General features: G+C 70.9%; 12 protein-coding genes. 6 read left to right on the forward strand and 6 right to left on the reverse strand.

All coding sequences use genetic code 11. The annotated features are described in order from the left end of the window. Positions 1–285: 285 nt before the first annotated feature. Together ACIG3E_RS36680 and ACIG3E_RS36685 are read left to right on the forward strand one after the other, a co-directional pair. Positions 286–1620 carry a siderophore biosynthesis protein gene (locus ACIG3E_RS36680; RefSeq protein WP_399624623.1) on the forward strand — a complete coding sequence of 445 codons (1335 nt, stop codon included), beginning with the start codon at positions 286–288 and terminating at the stop codon, positions 1618–1620. Positions 1621–1789: 169 nt separating this feature from the next. After that, on the forward strand, positions 1790–2305 hold the full coding sequence (locus tag ACIG3E_RS36685; RefSeq protein ID WP_399624625.1) for a GNAT family N-acetyltransferase: 516 nt from the start codon (positions 1790–1792) through the stop codon (positions 2303–2305). A 168-nt stretch (positions 2306–2473) separates the two neighbouring features. Here ACIG3E_RS36685 and ACIG3E_RS36690 read toward each other — a convergent pair whose 3' ends face one another. From ACIG3E_RS36690 to ACIG3E_RS36700, 3 genes are all read right to left on the reverse strand, one after another. Further along, positions 2474–3427: an esterase/lipase family protein gene (locus tag ACIG3E_RS36690; RefSeq protein ID WP_399624627.1), complete on the reverse strand. Its 954-nt coding sequence runs from the start codon at positions 3425–3427 to the stop codon at positions 2474–2476. Between the two features lie 1183 nt (positions 3428–4610). Further along, positions 4611–5966, reverse strand: a complete 1356-nt coding sequence (locus tag ACIG3E_RS36695; RefSeq protein ID WP_399624629.1) for a flavin monoamine oxidase family protein — start codon at positions 5964–5966, stop codon at positions 4611–4613. A gap of 105 nt (positions 5967–6071) precedes the next feature. Next, positions 6072–6965 (reverse strand): MBL fold metallo-hydrolase, encoded by an 894-nt coding sequence (locus ACIG3E_RS36700; RefSeq protein ID WP_399624631.1) that lies wholly within the window; start codon positions 6963–6965, stop codon positions 6072–6074. An 881-nt stretch (positions 6966–7846) separates the two neighbouring features. Here ACIG3E_RS36700 and ACIG3E_RS36705 point away from each other — a divergent pair. The 3 genes from ACIG3E_RS36705 to ACIG3E_RS36715 all read left to right on the forward strand — a co-directional run bounded on the left by ACIG3E_RS36705 (position 7847) and on the right by ACIG3E_RS36715 (position 11483). Beyond that, the gene (locus ACIG3E_RS36705; protein WP_399624634.1) at positions 7847–8479 is read left to right on the forward strand and encodes a TetR/AcrR family transcriptional regulator; all 633 of its coding nucleotides are present in this window, start codon (positions 7847–7849) and stop codon (positions 8477–8479) included. A gap of 782 nt (positions 8480–9261) precedes the next feature. Further along, the gene (locus ACIG3E_RS36710) at positions 9262–10305 is read left to right on the forward strand and encodes a ferredoxin reductase (RefSeq protein ID WP_399624861.1); all 1044 of its coding nucleotides are present in this window, start codon (positions 9262–9264) and stop codon (positions 10303–10305) included. Positions 10306–10364: 59 nt separating this feature from the next. Continuing rightward, the gene (locus ACIG3E_RS36715; RefSeq protein WP_399624636.1) at positions 10365–11483 is read left to right on the forward strand and encodes a fatty acid desaturase family protein; all 1119 of its coding nucleotides are present in this window, start codon (positions 10365–10367) and stop codon (positions 11481–11483) included. 26 nt (positions 11484–11509) lie between these two features. On the opposite strand, the gene ACIG3E_RS36720 is transcribed toward ACIG3E_RS36715, so the two are convergent. Next, on the reverse strand, positions 11510–11896 hold the full coding sequence (locus tag ACIG3E_RS36720) for a DUF5994 family protein (protein WP_399624638.1): 387 nt from the start codon (positions 11894–11896) through the stop codon (positions 11510–11512). Positions 11897–12019: 123 nt separating this feature from the next. Then, positions 12020–12304 carry a hypothetical protein gene (locus tag ACIG3E_RS36725; RefSeq protein WP_399624640.1) on the reverse strand — a complete coding sequence of 95 codons (285 nt, stop codon included), beginning with the start codon at positions 12302–12304 and terminating at the stop codon, positions 12020–12022. A 387-nt stretch (positions 12305–12691) separates the two neighbouring features. On the opposite strand from ACIG3E_RS36725, the gene ACIG3E_RS36730 reads away from it, so the two are divergent. Next, positions 12692–13162 (forward strand): DUF5994 family protein, encoded by a 471-nt coding sequence (locus ACIG3E_RS36730; protein ID WP_399624643.1) that lies wholly within the window; start codon positions 12692–12694, stop codon positions 13160–13162. 13 nt (positions 13163–13175) lie between these two features. Here ACIG3E_RS36730 and ACIG3E_RS36735 read toward each other — a convergent pair whose 3' ends face one another. Beyond that, a complete protein-coding gene (locus ACIG3E_RS36735) occupies positions 13176–15488 on the reverse strand; it encodes a beta-galactosidase (RefSeq protein ID WP_399624645.1) in 2313 nt (770 codons plus the stop codon). Positions 15489–15617 lie beyond the last annotated feature (129 nt).

Genomic DNA, 15617 nt, shown 5'->3' on the forward strand with positions numbered 1-15617 from the left:
GCACACCACCGCACCGGCTACGGAGTCGCCCGTCGCCCGATTCGAGAAATGTCCGAGGAGCATCGCGCAACCGTCACCGGGGCTGGATTTCCTCGCGATCGCACAGGCGGTCAGAGTACTCAAACGGGTGTAAGCCGGGGTTGCTCACCTGCTCTGAGCTTGATTCTTGACCCGAGGACGCCAGAGAAGGAAGCCGGGAAAGCCGATCCGCAGTGGATCAACCTCTGGCCGGTCTCTGGCGTTCGTCGCGGACACGTCCGGCGAAGACGGTAAGGCGGCGGGCCTGTGCCGGTGTACGTCACCGCTTTCCATCCCACGCCTACGATCAGCGAGGGCCTGGTCCCCGCTGCACAGCGGCTGGGCAGCGGGGTGGTGGTGCTGACGAACCAGCCGGAGGCCCACCGTGCCGCCTGCCGCGGGCATGCGGTGCGGCCGTTGGCCGTGGAGGCGGCGGAGGTGCGCGACGGCGAGGCCGTGGCCTCCCGGGCGATCCAACTGGCCCGTCGCTATGGGAGACCGCAGGCGCTGCTGAGCAACAGCGATCTGCTACAGCCCCCCACGGCGCTGGCCGCGGCTCTGCTGGGTCTGCCGGGCAAGGACTGGCGGGCGACGGTGTGCTGCAAGAGCAAGGCCCTCACCCGGTGGGGGCTGGCCGAGTCCGGCCTGGACACAGTGATCAGCGTGAAGCTCGGGCCGGACGACGACGTGAGCGCCGTGGCCGCCCACCTTCCGTTCCCCGCCGTCGTCAAGCCACAGGAAGGAGTGGCGAGCAAGGACGTGTGGCGCGTCGAGAGCATGGAAGAGCTCGCGGACCGGGTCGCGCGGATCCGCGCTCGCCGCCGCGGCGTGACGCTGGTGGCGGAGGAGTACCTGCCCGGACCGGTACACACCTTCGAGACCCTCGGAGATGGCCAGTCGCTCTACCACTTCAGCTCCTGGCGCTGCACGCTCGGCGCGCCCCCGTGGTCGACCACGGTAGGGCGGCGTGACTGGGCCCCGTGCCTGCCAGAGCCCGTCGAACAGCATCTACGAGCACAACTGACCGCGCTCGGCGTGGGCCTTGGTGCCTGCCATACCGAATTCGTCATCGATGGCGACCGAGCCCGGATCATCGAAGTGAACTACCGACTCCTGGGCGACACCATGGATTTCCTCTGCTCCGACCTGCTCGGCATCGACCTGTTCACCGAGGTGATCCGCCTGCACAGCGGGCAGCGACTGCGCACGGACCTGCCGTGTGTGCGCCGACTGCGCCGCCACGCCCGCCTCGCCCTGGTCGTGGCCGACCGCAGCGGGACACTGGCGCAATCCCCAGCTCCCCTGGACTCCCAGCTTCCGGGTGGCATCCTGCTCACCCACCGCAGGCTCCGCGAACCCGGCACCACCGCTCCGCTGCACCACGACAGCCGGGACTTCCTGTCCACCATCCGAGCCACCGGCCCCGGTCTCCCAGGGGGCCTGAGCTGTCCGGCCGTGCGGAAGGGCCATCGACGTCGCTACCGGCGAGGACGGCGTCGGGGCTGGCCCGCCTTCCTGCGCTCGCTGATCGCCCGCCGCCTGTCCGGCGTCCAACTCGTCGTCTCCGACGCTCACACACGTCCCGTAGACGCGATCGGCTGAGCCTGGTTCCGAGGTCGGCCCAACCCTGGGTCGCGACGTCGGTGTCGGACAGGTTTCGAACAGTCCCCAAGTACGGCCAGTTACTGAGGTAACTGAGCGTGTCCGCTGTGGGCTCGTCCAGCAGTGGCCAAGTTCGCGATGCGCCTCGCACTCCTGACAGACTGCACAGATGATCGACGATCTTCCTGCTGGCCTGAGGGCCCGACACCTTGCCGTCGAAGACCATCACCGCGTGCTCGCCGTACTGGACACGTGGTGGGGTGGCCTGAAGGGGGAGGCAGGGGCGACGGAGCGTGCGCTGCTTCTGCCCCGGCTGTACTTCCAGCACTTCACCACCACCAGTTTTGTGGTCGAACGCGGCAGTGGAGAAATTGCCGCCTTCCTGGTTGGTTTCCTGTCGCAGACAGAGCCCGAAACCGCCTACGTGCACTTCGTCGGCGTCGACACGGCGCTGCACGGACAGGGTGTCGGGCGTGCCCTTTACCGGGCCTTCTTCGCGCTCGCTCGGTCACACGGGCGCCGTTACGTTCATTGCGTCACCAGCCCGGAGAACAGCGCGTCGCGGGCATTTCACATCCGACTCGGTTTCACGGCCTCAGCCGTGAAACCGGACTACGACGGCCCCGGACTCGACCGGGTGGCGTTCACCATCGACCTTTCCGCGGAGCCGGTGGCCATCCCCTAGAGGTGGTCCCGTACGAGGCGTGAGTTATCCGGTGAGGGCCAGGAGGGGCGCCAGCTGATCGAGGATGCGGTCGCGGGACAACATCTAGCGCGGTCGCCCCGCCCGCGATTGATGCTCCGGCGGCCGACTGGCGATCGAGGTCGGCCAAGGCGGACCTTCGGGCCGGAATCAGGAGGCGGGCGCCCTCGGCACGCAGGGAGCGGCCGGGGCTGAGGGGTCAAGGGCCCGTTTGACCAGTCCGATCGCGCGCGGGCTGTACGACATGCTCAGATGGGCGGAGAAGTCGACGAAGCAGCCCTCCTGCAACGTGATGTTCTGCACCGTGGCTCCGGGGCCCGCCGTCATGAACGTGTTCTGCCAGGGGGTGCTGATCTCGTCGTACTTCGTGCCGATCACGGTGTACTCGACCCCGGGAACGGTGTCGCCGTCGGCGTTGAGCTCCTTGATGAAGTCGGACTTCTCGTACTGCTGGATGCCCGCTTTCCCGAAGGGCTTCTCCCCGAGTCCCAGCACGTGGAGCATGTCGGCGAGGGTCTCGATGCCGCCGAGGGTGGTGCCGTGGTTGGTCGCGCCGAGCTGGACGACCTTCTTGACCTTGTTCTTCGAGGGGTCGGCCGGGTTCGCGCCTCCGTCGGCCTTGAGATACCAGCGGGCCAGGATCCCGCCCTGGGAGTGGCCGACAAGGTCCACTTGGTCGGAGCCGCTGGCAGCGAGCACCTTGTCCACGAAGGCGGCCAGCTCCTTGGAGGACTTCTTGATGTCTCCGTAACCCTTGACGGTGGGAGCGAGGCCCACTCCGGCGTCGTCGGTGTCGCCGTAGTCGAGGGCGTAGACGCAGTAGCCCTGGGCCTTCAACTCGGGGGACATCCGGGCCCAGTTGTTGTAGCGGTTCTCGTAGGTCCCGTGGACCAGGACGACCGGACGCGGGTGGGCGGCGCCGGGACGGCAGTTCCAGTCGTCGGCGCCCGGTGGATCGATGTCGAGGTGGAGGATGGAGTGGCCGAGGGCGGGAAGGAAGTTGTCCTGCGCGGGGCCGGTCTCCGCTGCCGCGGACGTGGAGGTGGCCAAGACCGTCGCCGCGGCGGCAGCACAGACGGCGGTGACGTATCTGGGTATGGGCAAGACGGCTCCTGAGAAGTGCGGAACTCGGACCACGCGCGATGTCTCTACCGGCCGAGGAGGATCCCGGACCTTCGGCCACGTGTCCCTGGGGTGACCTTCTGGGCCCTCAGTGTGCACGGTGAGGCGGGAGGCTTAAAGGGAGGGAAGCGCAGGCGCGTACTCACACCCCGCGAATGGCCGGATCATCGCACCAGTCACACCCGGCCATCACGTCTCTACAAGCTCGCGTTACGAGCTCCGGAAGCCCCGGGAAGCAGGTGGTCAAGGAAGGCGAGCGGTTCTGGTCCCCCTGGTGTGGGCACCTCAGCCACGGCGAGCGGGGCGCTCTATGCGCTGCTGACCAGTTTGGGGCTGATGCTGACATCGAGCGGGCGCGGGTGGACTGGATGGCGGGTACGCGGTTCGGTGAGGTGAAGGGGTACGACGGGGGTCGCTTCCTGCCCCCGAGTTGCCGGGGGTGCCGTTGAAGCCTCGGGGCGGGAGCACCCCATCGAAAGGCTCGGCTGTTGGGCCGTGAATGGTCCGGATCTTGGCGCAGGGTCAGACGGCGGGGTCGCTGTCGTGCCCGTGTCCCCAATTCCCCTGCCTCAGCCGCCTATCGGCCGTAGCGCTGCGGAGGGTGTGCGGGGCCGTGCACGCCGATGGCGGTGAACCGGAGGCGGCGTACCTGGACTAGAGGCGGCGTACCTGGACTATGGGTCGGACGCCGACTGCTTCACGACGCGGGAGTGGTGGGCGTACAGCGGCCGCCTGGGCAGGCCGTAGGCGGCCGGGGCGCGCCGCCGACCCGCTGCTGGCCGCTATGTACATCGAAGGGGACACCGTTTCGCAGGAGGCAGTGGCGGCGGCCCTCGGTTGGCCAGGTGCATGGGCATGACGGCGATGGCCGCGACCGGGAGGAGCCACCAGCTTCTTCCGGGAGAGACGAGGGCGCCCGCCGGTGTGGCGAGGACGAGGGAGGGCACTCTGCGTGCGCCGTACTCGGGCCAGGCGCCGGGACGCCCGGACCGGCCCTCCCCTCGGCGTCCGGTCAGCCGTGCGGCTCGGGCGCGAAGTTGTTTGGCGGGGCGGTCCGGTGGGCCGCCGCCGTGAGGCCGACGAGCAGGTGCAGACCGCCTCGAACTCCGTCCCCGTCACCGGCCTGGACCCGCCCTGGTGGGGCGGGTAGACCCAGGCGGCAGAGTCAGCGGCCCAGGCTCGACAGAACGGCCTTCGCCGCGTTCTCGCCCGACGTGGCCGCGTCGGCGAGGGACGGCATGTCGAGCTGGTAGTCGCCAGCCAGGTGGATCGGACCGACGGGCTCGCGCAGCGTCGGCAACGACTCGCGACCCCGGGGTGCCCAGAACGGGACCACGCGGTGGTGGCGTCGCACGATCCCGTCCCCGAGCTTCCCTTCGAGCTGGGGGTAGACCGAGAGCAGGTCCTTGGAGAACCGCGCGACGATCTCTTCGTCGGAGAGTTCGAACAGGGCGTCGGCCGAGGCGCCACCGGCGAAGCACGCCAGCGCACCACCCGGCTTCCGCGGGCCGTCTTTGCGCAGGGCGGCGGCGTGGTTGAACATCGCCTGGAAGGAGAGCTGCGGCGTGGACACGGCGAGGAGCCCGTCCCACGGCTGAGGGCCCTCCTCTTCGGTGAAGAAGCCGACTATCACGTACCGGCCGTAGCGGATGTCGGCGAACGCCTTGCGGTGCGTCTGCGGAAGCTCGGGAAGGATCCGCGAGGCGACGTCACTGGGAACCGAGACGATGGCGCGTTTCGCGCGCATCCGCGCCGGGCGCCCGGCGACGACGTAGTTCACGACGACCCCGTCTCCGCTCTCCTCCACGGACCGGACGGTCGACCCGAGCCGAAGGCGTTCGCCGAGGTCCGTGGCCAGGATGTCGGTCAAGGTCTGATTGCCGCCGACCGGCAGGGCGAAGTTCGGCACCTTGGCCGGGTCCGTCAGGGCGATTCCGATCGACACCACGAGCTGGGTCGCCGCCGTTTCCTCCGGCTCGCACCCCATCCACTGCCCCGACCAGGACCGGACCACGGCCCGGGTCAGCTCGGAGCGGACACCGCGCAGGAGGTCCGATGCGGGACGCCTGTCGAGCCTGGCTCGCACCTTCCGCGCCAGGCGGCCGTCCGACTTCAGGAACGGGGCCGCGGCAAGGATGCGGGCACCGACCATGGCCATGCCCACCCGGTCCATGAAGCTCATGCGGGTGCGGAACATGAGGGCGAGCACGTCGGACGTGTCGACCAGCGCGCGGTTGAGTACGAGCGCCACGCTCGTGTCGGCCAGGGACCCCATCTCGATGCCGTGCCGGTCGAGAGCGTCGATCAACGGCCCGGTCCCCTCGGTGAACTGGGTACCGACGTTGATCCAGTAGTCGCCCTTCCGGACCGTCTCGACGCGTCCGCCCGGTCGGGCCTCTGCCTCAAGCACCACGACGTCGGCCTTGTCCGCGAGGGTCGTGGCCGCCATGAGGCCCGACATTCCCGCGCCGATGACCACGACGTCGCAGGTCTCCTCGGCACTGTGCTGCGTTGTGGCCATGACTCGCGACTCCCTGTACCTGGCTGGTGAAGCTCAACGACTAGAACTCGAATCGAGTTCGAGAATAACAGGGTCGTCGACTCCACGACACCGGGACGGTGCCCGCTACGTGGCGCGAAACCGTCCGGGTTCGACCTCGGCGACCCGCCCCGCGCCGGACAGGCGGTCCAGGTGCCGCACCGCGGTCCGGCGCTCCACCGGCATCACATGGGGGCCCTCGACGTGCGGGCGGTACACCAGTCGGCGGCGGGCGATCTCATCGACGGTCCGGGGTTCCGAGAGGAACGCCAGGAGGGTTTCATCGCGTGCCGCCATCACGTCGGCGAACGCGTCGAGGCGCTCCGAGAACTCGGCGGCGCCCTCGATGACCCCCTTCTGGTGGGCCGTGCCGTACCACCGGGCGTCGATCTCCCGGCAGCGGCGCATGGACGCCTCGAAGTCGACGAGACTGCTGCCGACGTCTCCGTAGAAGGGGCCGAACGAGGTCAGGTCGATGTCCGCCACGAAGAGGAACCCCTCCGGCTCGATCAGGAAGCCGCAGTGGCCCGCCGTGTGGCCGGGCAGGTGCACGACGGTCACCGTGCGACCGCCGAGGTCGAAGACGGTGCCGTCCTCGAAACCCGTGGCCGCGGTGCGGTCTTGGACATGGAAGCGGTCGCGCAGCATCAGGTCGGTGCGCGCCGCGGCGTCCGGGGGGAGGCCGTAGCCTTCGACCATGGCGGCGCGGGAGCGCAGCGCGGCCAGATCCTTCGCGTGGACGTGAACAGGGGCCCTGTAGTCGCCCAGAGCTGCGATGTGGTCCTCGTGAGCGTGGCTCACGAGGACCACATCCGCAGGGGGTGCGGTTCCGACGAGCGACAGCGATGGGTCGATGACCAGTGTCTCGCCGGTGCCCTTGACGAGGATCGAGTTGGCGTAGGGGTAGGCGCCCGACCTGGAGCCGACCAGGACGGTGACTCCGCCGCCGTACTTCTTCTCCGTGTATCCGGTGCTGAGCAAGGGCGAACTCCTTCATGTGCGGGCGGACTGCGGTACGCCGCGTCGGTGGCGGGGGTCAGCCGCGCAGCGCGGAGGCGAAGGCCTTCGGCGGCGCGGTTCATCGGGGTGCGGGGGAGGAACGGGTCCCGAACGACGGTGCTGTTCCGGCCCGTCCAGGAGCAGTGCGTTGTGCCCGACGCCGATGCCGCTCTGCGCGTCGTCGAGGGTGTGCCGGGCAAGGCGCCCCAAGGGGCCGTGGCGGTGAGGTGGCCGACCCAGGTCCAGATGTTCAACGCGGCTGTGCCGTGGGGGAGGTCGGTGATCGCCTCGTCCGCAGCGGAGTTGAGGACGACCAGGCGTCGTACCTCCCGATGCCGGGCTCCGGCCGGATGCCGCTGAGCGAGGCCGCGTTGACGACCGCCCCGCCGTGTCCGCACGTCCATGCCTTGTAGGTCTTCTGGGCCCATGGCGGCGCGGAGAGGGCGTTCGTTGTTGCCAGCAGGTCGGCGCTGCCGAAGGTGGAGCGCTTTGGTGGCCACCTCGTCCTGCAGGGGTGTGTCTGGCGACACCGGGTGCGTGGTCGGCGCCGCCGAGCGTGGTGACGGCCGTGGCAGGGCCCGCGGCTTGCGTCCGGTGACGATCACCTTCGCGCCCTGGGGGGACCAGCCGCTCGGCGACAGCGAGTTCGACGTAGCGGCTGCCGCCCGTGATGATCGCGGTCCGCCCCGCGCACGTTTCGGCCACGACGTGCCCCCTCTGGGCCAAAGGGCTGCTCCCTTCCGTCCGGCTCGCTTGCTCCTCAAAGGAGAATTCGATTCGGCTTTGAGTTTATGGCGGGTTCGGGGCGCGTCAACGTGTGCCGGGCGGGAGCTTCAGCCCGGAGGTTGATACGATCTCGAATCGTGTTCGACGAAAATGCGTCAAGCCGGACCCCGGCCCGCCCGACGGCCCAGCGCCGCGGGCTCGAACGCAGGAAGGCCATCCTCGACGCCGCCGAGGCCCTGCTCGCCGAGCGGGGGTACGAGGCCGCCACCCTGAAGGCGACCGGCGAGCGGGCCGGAATCCCGATCGCCTCGATGTACCACTACTTCGCCGACCGGTACCAGGTCGACGCCGAGCTGCTGGAGCGACACCTAGCCGAGCTGGACAGGCTCATCGGCGCCACCCTGGCTCAACCCGCGGCGCGCACACTGCGCGAGGCCGTCGACATCGTGATCGGCCTGATCCTCGACTACCTCCGCCGCCACCGCAGCTGCAAGGAGCTGTGGTTCGCCGGACGTCACACCACGCTCGACGAAATGGTGCGCGCCTTCGACGAGGCCCAGGCGGAAAGGCTCTGGCGCCACCTCGTCGAGCGGCGCCTCGTGTCGGCCGACACGCCGCTGCTCGCCCTGCTCCTCGCCTTCGAGGTCGGCACCCGCCTCTTCGACATCGCGTTCCGGCGCTCGCCGGACGGGGACGACGCCACGATCGACGAAGCGCGCCGTCTGGTCACCGCCTACCTGGAGACGTACGTCTCCGAAGCCGCGCGGTGAGGACCTCGGCGCGCAGGGACCGCCTTCGGCCGCCATCCAACACAGCAGGTCGCCCCACCGTGGCTGGTCGCGCAGCCGGTTCTTGAGGAGTTTCCCTCCGGCGTCGCGCGGCAGCGCCTTGGTGAGGGCCGTCGCGTACGGCAGGACCTTGAAGTCGGCGAGCCGGTCCCGGCAGTGCGCGATCACCGCGGCGACATCGACCTCCGGCCCGGCCCCGCCACCACGAAGACGATCGCGGCCAGCACCTCACGGTCACCTCGCTGCGATGGCCCCCACCCTGCGGCCGCTACGAAGCAGGCGCAACCACCCGCTGCCGCAGCGCGCTGCCGAGGACCTCCAGGCGGCGGGAATGCCAGGGCTGCACTGCGGCCTGTTCCTGCTCGCCCTGCTGAGGCTGTGCCTGGTGCACGACCGGCCCGCGCCCACCGACCCGTGCCTCGCGGCGTCGCCATTGGGCCATCCTCGCGTGAAGCCGCCGCGCCGCACCCTGGACGCCGGTGCGTCTCCGCTGGCAGGAGCGGCACGGTCGATGGCGCAAAGCGCCCCGGCGGCGGTGTGGTCCGCCGCGGGGTGTGCTTCGCTCGGCCCTGACGGCCCGGCGACGGTGGCGGGTCGCCGAGGCACGGGCCCGGCCGCCGCGGTACAGGCCCGAGCGGAGCTCAGACCCCCAGGGGAGGGAAACCCCCGTGCCCGTGAACCCCCGTCCGGCGCCGTCGTCTTTACTGCCCGCTGCCGCCGCCCGCCTGGCCGCATGGGCCGACGGGCGTTCCGGGCGCCGCGCCCTGGCGGCCGCGTCCTGGCTGACGAGCCCGCTCTCGCCGGACGACTACCTGGGCCTGCTCGATCCGCTCTGGTCGGCGCGGCACCCGAGCGGCCGGGTCACCGCCGTGCTGCGGGAAGGCCCCACGGCGGTCACCCTGGTGATCCGTCCGGGCCGGGGCTGGAAGGGGCACCGGGCCGGGCAGTACTTGCCCGTCGGCGTCCAGATCGACGGCGTACGGCACTGGCGTACGTACTCGATCACCTCACCGCCCGCCGACCCGATCGCCATCACCGTGACGGCGCGGCCCGGCGGCCGGGTGTCCTCGCACCTGGTCCACCGGACCGGGCCGGGCTCCGTGCTCCGCCTGGGACCGGCACAGGGCGAGTTCGTGCTGCCCCGGGTGCTGCCCGACCGATTGCTGTTCGTGACGGCAGGCAGTGGCATCACGCCCGTCATGGGCCTGCTGCGCACCCTTGCCCGCAGCCCCGGCCCCGTACCGCACACCGTGCTCCTGCACAGCGCGCCACGGCCGGAGGAATGTCTCTTCCTGGCCGAACTCGCGGCCCTGGAAGCCCGGATGGCGTGGCTGACCACCCACCTGACGTACACGCGCAAGGAGGGGCGGCTCAGCCCGGACCGCCTCGCCGCGCTCTGTCCGGACTGGCGCGCACGGGACGCCTGGGTGTGCGGTCCTCCCGGGCTGCTGGAGGCGGTCGAGAGAAGCTGGACGGCCGCGGGCGTACGGAAGCGGCTGCGGGTGGAGAGCTTCCGGCTCGCGCCCTTCCTGCCCCGGGAGAGCGCTGTCGGCGGTGCGCCGGTCCTGTTCGGCCGCAGCGGTGTGGAAGCGGACGCGGGGGCCTCAGCGCCCCTCCTCGACGTCGGGGAGGCGGCAGGCGTGGCGATGCCGTACGGGTGCCGCCGCGGCATCTGCTTCGGCTGTCTGGCTCCGCTCGCCGAGGGGCAGGTGCGCGACCTGCGCTCCGGTGAAGTGCACGGCGAGCCGGGCGCGTTGATACAGACCTGCGTCAACACGGCGGCGGGCCGCGTCGTCCTCGACCTGTGACCGTCCGGTTCGCCGAGGACATCCGAACGACGGCCCGCCCGACGACCAACGGAGACATCATGCCCACGACGGCCGTCCCTTCGATTCAGCCCCCGCCTCCGGCCACGGACACCGACCGCGCCGAACAGCTGGGCCGCGAACTCGACCGGCTCCGCGCCGAGGTCCTCGCGGCACGAGGGGCGGACGACGCCCGCTACATCCGTACGGTGATCGCCGTGCAGCGCGGCTGCGAGGCGGGCGGCCGGGCCGCGCTCGCCGTGTCCCTCCTCCCGCCCGCCTGGATCGCGGGCACCGCGCTGCTCACGGTCGCGAAGACGCTGGAGAACATGGAGCTCGGCCACAACGTCCTGCACGGCCAGTGGGACTGGCTGGGCGACCCGGGCATCCACTCGACCACCTGGGAGTGGGACTTCGCCGCCCCCGCCGCGGCCTGGAAGCACACCCACAACCACCTGCACCACACGTACACCAACGTCGTCGGCCGCGACCGCGACCTCGGGTACACGATCCTGCGCATGAGCCCGGACCAGCCCTGGCGCCCGTTCCACGCCGCGCAGCCACTGTACGCCGCTCTGCTCGCGCCCGTCTTCGAGTGGGGGATCGCCCTGTACGACCTGGAGGCCGACGCCGTGACGCGGGGGCGCAAGAGCGTGCGCGCCCTGCTGCGCGACGCGGCGGGCCTGGTGCGCAAGGCAGTGCGCCAGGCGGCCAAGGACTACGTCCTGTTCCCGCTCCTGGCCGGTCCTTCAGCGCTGCCCTGCCTCCTCGGCACCCTCACCGCCAACACCACCCGCAACATCTGGGCGCACACCGTCATCTTCTGCGGGCACTTCCCCGGCGACGTACAGACCTTCACCGAGGAGCGGCTCGACGGCGAGACCCGAGGCGAGTGGTACCTGCGGCAGATCCAGGGCTCCGCGAACATCGAGGGCGGCCCGCTCCTGCACCTCCTCACCGGCAACCTCAGCCACCAGATCGAGCACCACCTCTACCCCGACCTGCCGAGCAACCGCTACGCCGAACTCGCCCCGCGCGTACGCGAGATCTGCGCCCGCTACGGACTTCCGTACGTCACCGGGCCGCTGTGGCGCCAGTACGCGTCGATGTGGGGCCGCGTGCTGCGCCACGCCCTGCCGTCGCGCCAGGGGCTCGGGGGCCGGGACGCCCCGGTCGCCTGACGCGCCACGGCGCAGCCGTCGGATCGTCACTCCTCCACGAAAGCGGCGGCCATCAACCGCAGGCCCTCCGCCGTGTCGGTGAGGTGCGGTACGACCAGCAGGTCCCAGCGTCCGGCGCCGGGTGCGAGCAGGCAGGCCGTGGCGGGGGCGTGGACGGCGGCGTTGCCGTGCAGGTGGAGCACCTGGCCCGCGCAGAGCATCCGGCCCGGGAAGGCGGCCCAGGTGGCGGTGCGCACGGTGACGTGGACGATCCGCGCCCAGGTCCGCGGCAGCGCGCGCAGTAGCAGGGGGAGCTCGGTGACCAGGTCGTCGGTGTGGGGCCACCAAACCCCGTCGATGCTGCGGGGACCACCACCGGCGGGGGCCAGGCGGAGCCGGGCGGAGGTACGGGGGTCGGCGAGCGGCGCGGTCATGGTGATCTCCCTTGGGGGGACGTCGAGGTGGCGTGCGCGGCGGGTGGGGGCCATGGGGGCGCGTCGGCCGACGTGCGTGCCCTGGGCAGGGCAGGGCGGCCGGGGCAGGGGGTGAGGGGCAGCTCAGGCGGGGGCTGTCTCGTCGGCGTGGGTGCGTCGTGCCTGCGATCTGCTGTCGCTCAGCCAGGTGTGCGGGGCGTACGGGGCCGGGCGCGGCCGCAGGGTGTCGACCGTCAGATGGAGGCGGATGCCCTCGCCGTCGTCGCCGGTGGGGTAGCTGCGCGGTTCGTCGCAGACGAGGCGCTCGCGCAGGACCCGCGCCACAAGGCGGGCCGCTTCGGGGTCGTCGGAGACGATGCGGACCTGGACGCTCCCGTCGGCCATCGGGCGTGTGCCGGTGCCGCTCATGGCGTCCGCCCGGTGGCGGCCCGTGCGTCCCGAAGCCTTGGGCGCGGTCGCTCACGGTGCGACCCTGCGGAGGGAAGGGGCAGCGGAAGTCGTGCGGTGATCACCCTCATGGTGAGACCCGTCCCCGAACCCGCAGCTGCCGAGCCCGGTGCTATGGCCGAGAGAGCGACCGGCAGGAAAGGCGGTCGGGAAACGCTCTCAGTCCCTGTCAGCCTACTCCTGGGGTCGCCTCCACCACGACCGCGCGCACGGCCTTGCCGGGCGGACGACGGCCGCTGGACGCACGCTGACCAGGAGTAGGCTGGAAAGACCGAGGTGTCCTCGCCGCTCGGTGGCCACGTGTGAGCACCGTGTGCCGCGGTGGCCGCCGCTCCTGGGAGGTGTGCCATGAGTGACGATCCGGCCGGTCCGGTCGAGCTCCCGGCGGAAACCGGAACCCCTCATGGGGTGCTCGGCGCGAGCCTGCTCAGAATGGCGACGACGCCCCGGCGCGACGGCACCTTCGACGGGGCGTGGTGGCCCAGGTCCCGGAACCTCGCGGTGCAACTGCCCGGTCTGATCCGCGCGTTGACGGAAAGGCTCGGTTCGGTCGCCCGGATCGGCCTGGACTCCGGGGCGTGGGACGTGCGGCTGCGCTCCATGGCCGTCGACGGCAGCCTGGTGCGGATCGACTGGTCCGAGGTCGACGACCACACGATGCTCGTCACCCGTGGCCGTCAGGACATCTTCTCCTTCCTGATGCTCCCGTGGTACGCCGACGAGACGGCCGCCCGTGCCGCCATGACCCTCGCGGTGCAGGATGGCAACAGCGCCTCGGCCGCGGAGATCCTCGCCGCCACCGGCATTCCCGCCCGCTGACGGCGGACGCCCCTCACTCCAGCTCGTCGAGGCGCCAGTGCTGACTGGCGTCGTCGGTGTCGTCCTGCTGGACGATCTTCGCTCCGTCCGCGGTGGAGCCCGACGCGACACCGAGGACCTTTCCGCTGTGGACGTTGACGAGTTTCACGTAGCCGCCGCCGACGTCGGTGAGGCGCCACTGCTGGTTGGCGCCGCGCGTGGCGGGCCACTGGATGACGGGGGCGCCGGAGCTCGTGGACTCGCCGTGGACGTCGATGTGCTGCCCTGAAAGGGAGTTGGCGAAGGTGGTGAGCCCGTGGGAGAGGGTGGCGCGCCGCCACCGCTGGTTGGCCTTGCCGTGGCGGGGCCACTGGATCAGCTGGACGCCCTGGGAGGTCGACTCGTCGGGCACGTCGAGGGCCTTGCCGCTGCGCCGGTTGATGAGGACGTACGTGCTCTGCAGGACCCCGGAGAAGCCGATGGGCGCGGGCGTCGTGCGGTGCAGGTCGAAGACGACGATCTCGTTGCGGCCGGTCCTCAGCCAGGGCGCGGGGCAGTACAGGCGCTGCTGCGGGCCGATGGACCAGTAGCGCCCGAGGTGGTGGCCGTTGACGAAGACCACGCCCTTGGTCCACGCGGACAGGTCCAGATAGGTGTCGCCGGTCTCGTCGAGGGTGAGGCTGGCGCGGAAGAAGAGGCCGCTTCTGTCGCGGTCGCTGATGACCGGGCGCAGGGCGGCCACGAACTTCTCGTCGACGGGCAGGGAGTACGTCTGCCACCGCGTGAGCGGGCCGTCGAGCGGACCGGCGCCGGACAGGGACACCTGCCCGGTGATGCCCTTGCGGTCGACGTAGTGGCCGAAGTTGACCCGCCCCAGGCCCTCCACGAGGACGTCGAGCGTCGGGGACTCCCCGGCGTCGCCGAGCGGAAGGCTGCTCCCGGTGGTGACCTTCAGCGGTTCGGCGTACGCGGGCCAGAGGGCGACCCGGCTGAAGCCGCCCTGGTAGGCGCCGTCGAGGAAGACCGTGGCGTAGTCGTGCACACCGGTCACGTGCAGGGTCGCGCCGCCGTAGCCGGACAGCGGGCGACGGTAGAGGACGAAGCCCGCGTTCTGGCCGTAGGTCTCCATCGGCTGTGCGGTGACCGTCCGGGCCGGGGGCAGGGCCGGGGGGAGGTTGTCCCACAGCGAGGCGTACGCGGTCGGTGTGACCGGGCTCGGAGCGATGGTGGGGACGGGGTCGGGCAGCGGGGGCAGCGGTTCGTCCAGGTAGCTGCCGATGAGGGTGCGGTACGCGGTGTGGCTCGCGGTCGGGCGGCCCTGCTCGGTGATCGCGGCGCTGTAGTCGTAGCTGGTGATGTCGGGGGTGTAACCGCCGCCGTCGTCCGCGGAGTTGGCTCCGGCCCAGTAGCCGAAGCTGGTGCCGCCGTGAATCATGTAGATGTTGAAGGACAGCTTGGACCGCATGAGGCCGTGCAGGATGGGGGACTTGTCCTTGCCGATGCCGCCGAATCCGCTGTCGCCCCACGCCGTGAACCATCCGGCCCAGGACTCGCCGATGAACGCGGGAACCGCGGGGAAGGCCCGTCGGCACTCGGCGATGGCCGCGGCGTCCCCGTCGGACAGGCCGATGGCTCCGCCGGGCACGTTGGTGCGGTTGGCCTTGACCTGGGCCAGGCCGTCCTGGGTGTAGAACGGGCCGGGGACGCCCGCGTCCAGCCACGCCTGGCGGAGCTCGGCGAGGTAGGTGGCGTCGTTGCCGAACGAGCCGTACTCGTTCTCGATCTGCACCATGAGGACGGGGCCGCCGCTCGCGACGAGGAGGGGCTTGACCACGGGCGCGATCGCGTTGATGTAGCGGCGGACCGCCGCCATGTACTGCGGGTCGGCCGCCGCCCGTACGCGGATTCTGGCATCGGGGTCCTTGAGCAGCCAGGCGGGCAGGCCGCCGAGGTCCCACTCGGCGCACACATAGGGCCCCGGGCGAAGGAGCACCCACATGCCCTCGTCCTGGCACAGTCGGACGAACGCGGCGAAGTCGCGCCGGTCGGTGGTCAGGTCGAAGACGCCGGGGCGCTCCTCCAGGTAGTTCCACATCAGGTACACGCCGATGGTGTTGAGGCCCATCGCCTTGGCCATCCGGATGCGGTGGCGCCAGTACCGCACGGGGATGCGGCACGGGTGCAGCTCGCCGCTGCGGATCTGGAAGGGCCGCTCGTCGAGCAGGAACTGGCTGCCGTCCGCGGAGAACCCGAACGTGTGCCGCGCGGCGGCCGCGTGGCTCTCGGTGGCCCAGGTGGCGGCGAGCGGTGTGAGGGCGCTGATGATCAGGAAGTCGCGTCGATCCATGGGGCGCTCCAGGGGGTGAGGGGAAGTCTCTGGCCCGGCGAACGTGGAGTGACGTCAGCTGCCTGTCGGCAGTGTGGGATTACGGTAGGGCGTGTTCGAGTGTGTTGGAAGGGGTGCGGTAATGGTTGT

This window comes from Streptomyces sp. NPDC053474, from assembly GCF_044544845.1.
Lineage (GTDB): Bacteria > Actinomycetota > Actinomycetes > Streptomycetales > Streptomycetaceae > Streptomyces.